This is a genomic window from uncultured Roseibium sp., from assembly GCF_963675095.2.
Taxonomy (GTDB): Bacteria; Pseudomonadota; Alphaproteobacteria; order Rhizobiales; family Stappiaceae; genus Roseibium.
Genome location: NZ_CAXXSJ010000009.1, coordinates 68,895 through 78,626, shown reverse-complemented (window position 1 = coordinate 78,626; position 9,732 = coordinate 68,895). Strand labels below are relative to the sequence as shown.

11 protein-coding genes are annotated in these 9,732 nt (G+C 59.5%); 8 read left to right on the top strand and 3 right to left on the bottom strand.

The annotated features are described in order from the left end of the window. The coding region (locus tag ABIN98_RS04135) for a GntR family transcriptional regulator (protein WP_346907654.1) at positions 1-263 on the bottom strand (263 nt) is incomplete at its 3' end. 121 nt (positions 264-384) lie between these two features. Here ABIN98_RS04135 and ABIN98_RS04130 point away from each other — a divergent pair. The 5 genes from ABIN98_RS04130 (at position 385) to ABIN98_RS04110 (ending at position 6,316) form a co-directional block, all read left to right on the top strand. Then, entirely contained in the window at positions 385-1,770 is a 1,386-nt protein-coding gene (locus ABIN98_RS04130) for a glutamine synthetase family protein (protein ID WP_346907652.1), read from the top strand. A 229-nt stretch (positions 1,771-1,999) separates the two neighbouring features. Continuing rightward, positions 2,000-3,091: a polyamine ABC transporter substrate-binding protein gene (locus ABIN98_RS04125; protein ID WP_346907650.1), complete on the top strand. Its 1,092-nt coding sequence runs from the start codon at positions 2,000-2,002 to the stop codon at positions 3,089-3,091. Between the two features lie 72 nt (positions 3,092-3,163). Further along, positions 3,164-4,315 carry an ABC transporter ATP-binding protein gene (locus tag ABIN98_RS04120; RefSeq protein WP_346907648.1) on the top strand — a complete coding sequence of 384 codons (1,152 nt, stop codon included), beginning with the start codon at positions 3,164-3,166 and terminating at the stop codon, positions 4,313-4,315. Between the two features lie 256 nt (positions 4,316-4,571). Next, entirely contained in the window at positions 4,572-5,498 is a 927-nt protein-coding gene (locus tag ABIN98_RS04115; protein ID WP_346907646.1) for an ABC transporter permease subunit, read from the top strand. Next, positions 5,495-6,316 carry an ABC transporter permease gene (locus tag ABIN98_RS04110; protein WP_346907644.1) on the top strand — a complete coding sequence of 274 codons (822 nt, stop codon included), beginning with the start codon at positions 5,495-5,497 and terminating at the stop codon, positions 6,314-6,316. The genes ABIN98_RS04115 and ABIN98_RS04110 overlap by 4 nt, the downstream gene beginning before the upstream one ends. Positions 6,317-6,336: 20 nt before the next feature. Here ABIN98_RS04110 and ABIN98_RS04105 read toward each other — a convergent pair whose 3' ends face one another. Next, positions 6,337-6,630, bottom strand: a complete 294-nt coding sequence (locus ABIN98_RS04105) for a DUF6460 domain-containing protein (protein ID WP_346907642.1) — start codon at positions 6,628-6,630, stop codon at positions 6,337-6,339. A 59-nt stretch (positions 6,631-6,689) separates the two neighbouring features. Further along, positions 6,690-7,343: a GNAT family N-acetyltransferase gene (locus ABIN98_RS04100; RefSeq protein WP_346907640.1), complete on the bottom strand. Its 654-nt coding sequence runs from the start codon at positions 7,341-7,343 to the stop codon at positions 6,690-6,692. Between the two features lie 57 nt (positions 7,344-7,400). Between ABIN98_RS04100 and ABIN98_RS04095 the strand changes: the two genes are divergently transcribed. The 3 genes from ABIN98_RS04095 (at position 7,401) to ABIN98_RS04085 (ending at position 9,540) form a co-directional block, all read left to right on the top strand. Beyond that, positions 7,401-7,598 carry a hypothetical protein gene (locus ABIN98_RS04095; RefSeq protein WP_346907638.1) on the top strand — a complete coding sequence of 66 codons (198 nt, stop codon included), beginning with the start codon at positions 7,401-7,403 and terminating at the stop codon, positions 7,596-7,598. A gap of 598 nt (positions 7,599-8,196) precedes the next feature. Further along, positions 8,197-8,892, top strand: coding sequence for a CoA transferase subunit A (locus tag ABIN98_RS04090; RefSeq protein ID WP_346907636.1), 696 nt, complete (start codon positions 8,197-8,199; stop codon positions 8,890-8,892). Between the two features lie 21 nt (positions 8,893-8,913). Beyond that, positions 8,914-9,540 carry a CoA transferase subunit B gene (locus ABIN98_RS04085; RefSeq protein WP_190290856.1) on the top strand — a complete coding sequence of 209 codons (627 nt, stop codon included), beginning with the start codon at positions 8,914-8,916 and terminating at the stop codon, positions 9,538-9,540. Positions 9,541-9,732 lie beyond the last annotated feature (192 nt).

Sequence of the window (9,732 nt, the reverse complement as noted above, 5' to 3'; positions counted from 1 at the left end):
CCGTTGGGGCGCACGATCAGGGCGTTTTCGGCAGCCAGGCGTTGCAGAACCTCGCGCACGGGCATGGGGCTGACACCCAGTTCCTGGGCCAGGCCCCGCAAGGTCACGGCCTTGCCGGGAATGAACCGTCCCGTCAGCAGGGCTGTCCGGACCGCATGGTCGACCTGGTCGCGGGTGGCGCCTCGTCCCGAACGGGGTGCGGAATTGTCCGTCGGAAGGTTGGGTTTGACCTCCTGGCCCAATGCGGTTGTCCTCTTTTTCATCACGTCCTGGCGCGAAATTGCACAGCCGGCTCAAGTCAGCGGTCTTGACAGGCCTGCTCGAAAGTGATCACATTTTTAAGGAAAGCGCAAATGGCCGGCTGAAAAGGATACGCGTGCCTGAATGGTAGAAATGCCCCACCAAGTGCTGGAGCACCCGGCGGAACCCGGCTGGAAAGCCGGCGTCAACGAGTTCCTTGCCGAGCACCCGGACCTGGACACCATGGAAGTCGTCCTTCCGGATACGAACGGGGTTCTGCGCGGCAAGTGGCTGCCCGGCGCGGCGGTCCGGAAAGTATTCGACGACGGCGTCGCCTTTCCGTTTTCCCTCTACGGCCTCGATGTCTGGGGCCGGGAGGTGGAAGCGACCGGTATGCATCTGGAGACCGGCGACAAGGACGGCGTCTGCTGGCCGATCCCTGAAACCCTGAAGCTGGTGCCCTGGGCGGAACGCAAGACGGCACAGGTTCTCCTGTCCATGTACGACAGGGACGGGGAACCGTTTCTTGCCGACCCGCGCCACGTTCTCAAACGCATGGTCGACAAGCTGGCCGATTTCGGTGTCACTGCGACCTGCGCCTACGAGCTGGAATTCTACCTGTTCGAGGAAAGTGAGGGCGACTGGACCGAACAGCCGAAGCCCCTGTTTTCCACCCACCGCGGTCCGGCCCGGCAGAACATGTACGCCCTGTCGGATCTCGAAGCGCTGCTCCCGGTGGTCGACGACCTGCGAAGAGCGGCCGATCTGCAGGGCATTCCCGCCGATGCGGCGGTCTCCGAAGCCGCTCCGGGACAATTCGAACTCAACCTGCACCACCGCCGGGACCCGCTTCTGGCCGCTGACGATGCGGTGCTGTTGCGCCGCCTCGTGGCCGGTGTTGCCCGCAAGCACGAATTGAAGGCCTCCTTCATGGCCAAGCCGTTCGCGGAATGGCCGGGCAACGGCATGCACGTTCATGTCTCCATGGAAAACGAGGACGGCAACCTGTTCGCCTGCCCGGACAAGGGCGCGGACAGGCTGGGCTATGCGATCAACGGCCTGCTCGATACCATGCCGGAAGCCCTGCTTCTGTTCACTTCGACCTTCAACGGCTTCCGGCGGATGCAGCCCGGCTCCTATGCGCCGACCTCGATCTGCTGGGGGTATGACAACCGCTCCGTCGCCCTGCGGGTCCCGGCCAGCAGCCCGGAAGCAGCAAGGGTGGAACACCGCATCGCCGGTGCCGATGCCAACCCCTACCTGGTGCTGACCGGAATTCTGGCGGGCATGCTGGAAGGGCTCAAGGCCGAGATCGCCCCGCCGCCGCCGGTCATGGGCAATGCCTATGAAAAGAAACACAAGCGCCTGACGCCGTGGATGGACGAGGCCATCGATGCCTTCGAGGCATCCGAACGCATGAAGGAAGCGGTCGGGCCGGAAATGCACAAGGTGCTGACGGAGATCAAAAGGGAAGAATTGAACGAGTTCGGCCGCGAAATTTCGTCGCTGGAGCGCCAGACATATCTTTGAACGAATATGCCTCTGGACAACAATCGGCATGTCTGCGGATAGTGGGATTTAAGGAACGGATCCCGGTGTGAGCGGATTTGCGGGTTTCGGTGAGATCACCGGAAAACAACAACCTGACCATCGGACGGCGTGATCGTTGGTACTGATCGCCGGAAGGGACGTCAGACAAGCAATAGAGAACGCCGGGATAACGGCTGAGAGTGTCAAATTCTGGAGTGGAGTAGAAATCATGATCAAGACCATCTTGTCGGGAGCCGCCCTGCTGAGCTTGCTCGCCGGATCGGCCATGGCGCAGGACCGCGTCGTCAACGTCTTTAACTGGTCGGACTATATCGACGAGTCGATCCTTGAGGATTTTACCAAGGAGACCGGCATCAAGGTCGTCTATGACGTCTTTGACAGCAACGAGATCCTGGAAACCAAGCTGCTCGCCGGCGGCACGGGCTACGACGTCGTGGTTCCGACCGGATCCTTCCTGTCGCGCCAGATCCAGGCCGGCGTGTTCGAGAAGCTCGACAAGTCCAAGCTGACCAATCTGAAGAACATGTGGAAGGAGATCGAGGAGCGGGTCCAGAAATACGATCCGGGCAACGAGTACTCGATCAACTACATGTGGGGCACCACCGGCATCGGCTACAATGTCGAGAAGGTGAAGGCCGCTCTCGGCGACGATGTGGCGGTCGACAGCCTGTCGATTGTCTTCGATCCCAAAAACATGGAGAAGCTGAAGGACTGTGGCGTCTTCTTCCTCGACGCGCCGACCGAGTTGATCCCGGCCGCATTGAAGTATCTCGGCCTGGATCCGGACAGCAAGGACCCGGCCGACATCGAAAAGGCGGGCGAAGCCCTGAAAGCGGTTCGTCCCTACATTCAGAAGTTCCACTCTTCGGAATACATCAACGCCCTTGCCAACGGCGATATTTGCCTGGCTGTAGGCTGGTCCGGGGACGTTCTGCAGGCGCGTGACCGGGCTGCGGAAGCCGACAACGGCGTGACCGTGGAATATTCGATCCCGAAGGAAGGCGCGCTGATGTGGTTCGACCAGATGGCGATCCCCGCCGATGCGCCGCACAAGGCGGAAGCGCTTGAGTTCCTGAACTACATCATGCGTCCGGAAGTCATGGCCAAGGCATCCAACTACGTCTACTACGCCAACGGCAACAAGGCCTCCCAGGAATTCCTCAATGAGGACGTGATCGGCGACCCGGCGATCTATCCGAGCGAGGAGACGGTGAAGAACCTCTACACCGTGACGGCCTATCCGCCGAAGGTGAACCGCATCGTGACCCGCGTCTGGACGTCGGTCAAAAGCGGTCAGTAACACGCATACGGACGGGGCCCGCAAATTGCGGGCCCCGTCTGTTTGGGGGACGTAGAATCCGGGGGCAGGATTTTGGCCAAGAAACCGATCGGTCCGGTGCGCCGCGTGTTCGCACCGTGGAATGACGAAAATGCGGTGCCGTTCATCGAGTTCCGGAATGTCACCAAGCGGTTCGGTGATTTTACCGCCGTCAATAATCTGAGTCTGAAGGTCTACGAACGCGAGTTCTTTGCGCTGCTGGGTGGATCCGGCTGCGGCAAGACCACCTTGATGCGTATGCTCGGAGGCTTCGAGACGCCCACGGAAGGCCAGATCTTCCTGGAAGGCCAGGATCTCGCCGGTGTGCCGCCCTTCCGGCGGCCGACCAACATGATGTTCCAGTCCTATGCCCTGTTCCCGCACATGAGCGTGGAGGCGAACATCGCTTTCGGCCTGAAGCAGGACAAGATGGCGAAGGCAGATATCGAGGAACGGGTGCAGGAAATGCTGCGCCTGACCAAGCTGCAACCTTTCGCCAAGCGCAAACCGCACCAGCTTTCCGGCGGCCAGCGTCAACGCGTGGCGCTCGCCCGCTCTCTTGCCAAGAAGCCGAAGGTGCTGCTGCTCGACGAACCGCTCGGCGCGCTCGACAGGAAGCTGCGCGAGGAAACCCAGTTCGAACTGACGGCCCTTCAGGAAAGCCTGAAGATGACCTTCATGATCGTCACCCACGACCAGGAAGAGGCCATGACCGTGGCGGACCGCATAGCGGTCATGGAAGCCGGAGAGATCGTTCAGGTCGCCACGCCCTCTGAAATCTACGAAACGCCTAATTCCCGCTTCGTGGCCGACTTCATCGGCGATGTGAACCTGATCGAGGCGAAGGTCACGGAAACCTCCGAAGCGGGCACGAAACTCCAGGCGGTCGCGGAGGACTTTCGGATCGAGACCAGCCAGACGGTCGAGGCAAAAACCGGCGATACCGTCTGGTATGCGATCCGCCCGGAAAAGATCCGGATCGCTCTCGGCGAGGAGCCGCAGCACAAGGTCAACGCCACCAGCGCCGTCGTCTGGGACATCGCCTATCTTGGCGACGTTTCCATCTTCCACAGCAAGGTGGGCGAGAACAGCACGCTACGCTCCACGGTTGCCAATGTCACGCGGCTCGTCGAACGTCCGATTTCCTGGGATGAGCAGGTGGTTCTGTCCTGGGATGGCGACGCCGGCGTCATCCTGACATCGTGACGGGCCGGAGGGATCTCAGGATGCAGGGCTCGGCCGAATTCATTTCGTCATTCCAGACAAGCGCAGCGGAGCTGCGTGCAGATCTGGAATCCAGATATCAGCCGCGCTTTGGCGCGCCGAATCTCGGTTTGAAAGCGGTGCTCGCTTGGGCTCGCTCTGTCAGCTGGATTCCAGATCTCGCGATGGCGCATCTGCGCCACGCGGTCTGGAATGACGGAGGAGAGATGGCTTCGCGAGGCAGGGGGAGGGCGCGACCATGAGCATCGAAACTTCCGCCAAACCGAAGCGCTCCCTCAGCGGCAGACTGCTGATCGCGGTGCCTTACGCTTGGCTGCTGGTGTTCTTCCTGGCACCGTTCTTCATCGTCTTCAAGATCTCCCTGTCGGAAGTGGCGATCGCCATTCCGCCTTACCTGCCAACCTTCGACATCGCGGCCGGATGGCAGGATTTTTGGGACGGTCTGTCCCAGCTCTCCTTCGAGAATTACATCTGGCTGACCGAGGACGCGCTTTACTGGAAATCCTACCTGTCGAGCGTGACCATCGCGGGGACTTCGACCCTGCTGACGCTGCTCGTTGGTTATCCGATCGCCTATGGCATGGCCCGTTGCCCCAAGGCGTGGCGGCCGACGCTGTTGATGCTGGTGATCCTGCCGTTCTGGACCAGCTTCCTGATCCGGGTCTATGCCTGGATCGGCATTCTGAAGAACGAGGGCTTGCTCAACCAGCTTCTGCTCTGGCTGGGCGTCATCGATGAGCCGCTCGTCATTCTGAACACGAACATCGCGGTCTATATCGGCATCGTCTATTCCTACCTGCCGTTCCTGGTTCTGCCGCTTTATGCGAACCTGGAAAAGCTGGATGAGAGCCTGCTGGAAGCGGCCGAAGACCTCGGCTGTCCGGCCTGGAAAGCCTTCTGGAAGATCACCCTGCCGCTGTCGCTGCCCGGCGTCATCGCGGGCTGTTTCCTGGTCTTCATTCCCGCGGTCGGCGAGTTCGTGATCCCGGACCTGCTCGGCGGATCGAATACGTTGATGATCGGCAAGACCCTGTGGGTCGAGTTCTTTGCCAACCGTGACTGGCCGGTCTCGTCGGCGGTCGCGGTGATCCTGCTCCTGCTTCTGGTGGTTCCGATCGTTCTGTTCCAGAATCAGCAGCAGAAATTGGGGGAGAAGGACGCATGAGAAACGGCCCGACCTGGTTCAACGTCACCTCCATCGTTCTCGGCTTTTCATTCCTCTATCTGCCGATCGTATTGTTGGTGATCTTCTCGTTCAACGAGTCTCGTCTGGTGACGGTTTGGGGCGGGTTCTCTACCAAGTGGTACGGCGAGCTCCTGAAGAACGATCAGTTGCTGTCGGCCGCCTGGGTGACGCTCAAGGTGGCGTTCCTCTCAGCCTCGCTGGCAACCGTTCTCGGCACCATGGCCGCCCTGGTTCTGGTCCGGTCCGGTCGGTTTACCGGACGGTCGCTGTTTTCGGGAATGATCTTCGCACCGCTGGTGATGCCGGACGTGATCCTCGGCCTGTCGCTGCTGCTCCTGTTCGTGTCAATGGACCAGTCCCGGGGCTTCTGGACGGTGATGCTGGCCCACACGACCTTCGCCATGTGTTACGTGGCTGTCGTGGTGCAGTCACGCCTGGTCGGCTTCGACAAGAGCATTGAGGAGGCGGCCGAGGATCTGGGCTGCCCACCGGCCAAGACCTTCTTCCTGATCACCTTGCCGATCATTCTGCCCGGTGTGATTGCCGGCTGGATGCTGGCCTTCACGCTCTCGCTCGACGATCTGGTGGTGGCGAGCTTCACGACGGGGCCGGGCGCGACCACGCTGCCGATGAAGATCTATTCCCAGGTCCGCCTGGGCGTAACGCCGGAAATCAACGCGGTGTGTACGATCCTGGTTAGCCTTGTGACCCTCGGTGTCATCGCCGCGTCGATCGCCAGCAAGCGCCAGCAGATCCAGCGCGAGCAGGACGAACGGGCCGCCTTCGGCGCGGATTAGGCTTCGGGAGCGGACTAGGCTTAGGCCCGCGGCGGGCGGACGATGTAGATCAGCAGCCAGACCGGCACCACGATGAAGGCGCCCAGAACGATGTTGGGAACGGCCCAGTCGATGAACAGCTGCAGGTAGATCCACAGCTGCATCGGGCTGAGGCCGACGGTGCTCAGGATGGTTTCCGCGTTGATATTGAGAAAGGTCAGAACGGCGCCGACGATCAGTGAAGCCAGTGCGATCTTGAATATGGTCGACAGAAACTGGATCACAGCAAGCTCTCGGGCACTCCGTGAAAAATACCGGCCGTTGTGGCCGGGCATGTATCTGTCACCTTATACACAATCCGATGTAAAACCGATCAGATTATCGGCTGATTTCGTCAGGTTGCGGCCGCGGGAAGGTCGTCTTCCGGAAGGCCTTTAAGATCCGGGCCCAGGTTCTTTTGCGCAATCTTGTGTAAGTGCCGGATCATGAGATAGGCCTTTCCCATACCCGTCAGGGGTTGGACGATCCGCTGCATGCTCATGAGGCTGCCGCCGAAGCGTCGCTTGTATTCCTGGTGGCCGGTTCCAAAGCAGAACGTCCGGATACCCTTGCCGGTGCACCAGTCGATCAGTTTCTTGGTGAGAACCATGCCGGGAGAATAGCGATGCCATTCTTCCGAACCGATCGAAATCAGGACGCCGTTGAAAACCGCGTCGTTTGCCAGGGCAAGATAGGACGAAATGATGTCATCGCCTTTGCGCAGGCAAAAAGTCGTCACCGCTCCTTCCGGGGAGGCATGGCTTGCCATGTACCGGTAGAAGTCGGCAAAACCCTGTCGGGATTCCAGGGAATTCGGACGGCCGGCCAAATGGAACCTGCGGCGTCTTTGGTCCCGAAGTTCCTCGAACAGCCGAAGACAGGCGTGAGGATCTTGCGTCTGCACAAATTCGACGCCGGCTTCGGAGAGCTTTCGTTCTTTCAGACGAATGTTCTTGAAGACCTTTTTGTTGAGCCATCTGTGATCGTCAGACAGGTCCAGATAAAACATGCCGGCCGACGGCTCGGAGTGCGCGTCCTGGAAAAGGGGATTGCGTTGCAGCCCGATATGCGAAGGGATTTTGTCGATATCGATCAGGTCGGCGCCGTGAAGATTATCGGCGAAAACGCACCAGATATCCTGGAAGTCCGTTTCCTGAACCGGAAAATCATGGGCGAAGACAGGTGCGGCCTGGTCCGCAAGGCCGAAATCGGGAAGCGAGGCGATCCGAACCGGGCCGCGCCTGGCGATGACAAAGGGAATTAAAGCGACCGTAGAGGACGTTTCAATGTCGCGTACCTCGCAGATGTTAAACTCGGAACATGTGTGCGGCGCGATCGTGTTGCTGAAAGCATTCAGGAAGCAGGGTGATTGAAAGGGGGTGCCAAGCGGCCCTCCCTGCAGGCGGTCCCAAAGTGAATGAAATTGAAAATCGCGATCAATTCTATGAAATACGCCATGATATCGCCGATTAGTATTATTTTTTAATTGTCTTTGTTCCGGCATGAATAACTTCTACCTGATGTGTCGCTTTTAATTTCCGGACAGTAGAAAGGATAGGCGTCGATAATAGTTCGGGCTATGGTAGTTTTAACTATCATTGATTAATCGATCCTTAGGAAAGTGCGCGCGGTCACCCGATTTTCCGCTCACTGAGGCATCCGGGTAGTCAGAAACAGGTCGTAGACGCCAGTCTTGGTTGCGTTGCACACCGGTTTCCCTGGACCGATGCCGTCTGCGAACGACACCCGGGTTTGCGCTTGGCGCGCCGCATGTGCCTTTAACCGCGAAGGAGGCCTTGACGGCGGGCGCTGCCTGCGGTCAATTGCCGGAATCCTGCCATGGAGTCTTCTGGGAGATTGGTATGAACAAGATATATCCGGACGCAGCCGCTGCGCTGGAAGGACTGGCGTTTGATGGGATGACCATCATGGCCGGCGGTTTCGGTCTGTGCGGCATTCCGGAAAACCTGATTACCGCACTGCGGGATTCAGGTGTGAAGGACATCACCGCCATTTCAAACAATGCCGGTGTCGACGATTTCGGTCTCGGGCTGCTGCTCCAGACCCGTCAGATCAAGAAAATGGTTTCCTCTTACGTCGGCGAAAACGCCACCTTCGAGAAACAGTATCTGAACGGCGAGCTGGAACTGGAATTCAACCCGCAGGGCACCCTTGCCGAACGCATTCGCGCCGGTGGCGCCGGGATCCCGGGCTTCTACACCAAGACCGGTGTCGGCACGCTCATTGCCGAAGGCAAGGAGCACAAGGACTTCAACGGCGAGACCTACATCATGGAGACCGGCCTGGTCGCCGATGTGTCGCTGGTAAAGGCCTGGAAGGCAGATGGCGAAGGCAACCTCGTCTACCGCAAGACCGCCCGCAACTTCAATCCGATGATGGCAACCGCAGGCAAGGTGACCGTGGTCGAAGTCGAGCAGCTGGTGGAAACCGGCAGCCTCGATCCCGATCACATTCACACGCCGGGTATCTTCGTGGACCGCATCATTGTCGGCACCCACGAGAAGCGCATCGAAAAGCGCACCACGCGCGAAGCCTGAACGAGTTGAGGAGAAACGACAATGGCCTGGACACGTGACGATATGGCCAAGCGGGCTGCGCAGGAGCTGCAGGATGGCTTTTATGTCAACCTCGGGATCGGTATCCCGACGCTGGTATCCAACTACATTCCCGAAGGCGTCCATGTGACGCTTCAGTCGGAAAACGGCATGCTCGGCATGGGTCCGTTCCCGACCGAGGACGAAATCGACGCCGACCTGATCAACGCCGGCAAGCAGACGATCACCGAACTGCCGCAGACGAGCTTCTTCTCGTCCGCCGACAGCTTCGCCATGGTCCGCGGCGGCCACATCAACCTGTCCATTCTGGGCGCCATGGAAGTGTCCGAGAAGGGCGACCTGGCCAACTGGATGATCCCGGGCAAGATGGTCAAGGGCATGGGCGGCGCCATGGACCTGGTGGCCGGCGTCAAGCGCGTGGTTGTGATCATGGATCACACCTCCAAGGCCGGCGATCCGAAGCTCCTGAAGGAATGCACTCTGCCGCTCACCGGCGTGCATTGCGTCGACCGGATCATCACCAACCTCGGCGTCTTCGACATCACCCCGCATGGCCTGTCGATCGTCGAACTGGCACCGGACGTGACCGTGGAAGAGGTCAAGTCCAAGACGGAAGCGACCATCGTCTGAGCTTTCGGTGCTTTGATGAGAATAAGAAGGCCCGCCGGTTTCGGCGGGCTTTTTTGTTTAGTCAGACGTCCGTTCAGGTCATCGACTTTTTCGCGCAGACAACAGCGAAATACGCGGATGAACCCACCCTCTCGGTCGTCATTCCGGAAAAGCCTTCAGGCTTTATCTGAGACCGGCGAGCCCCGGGTTGTC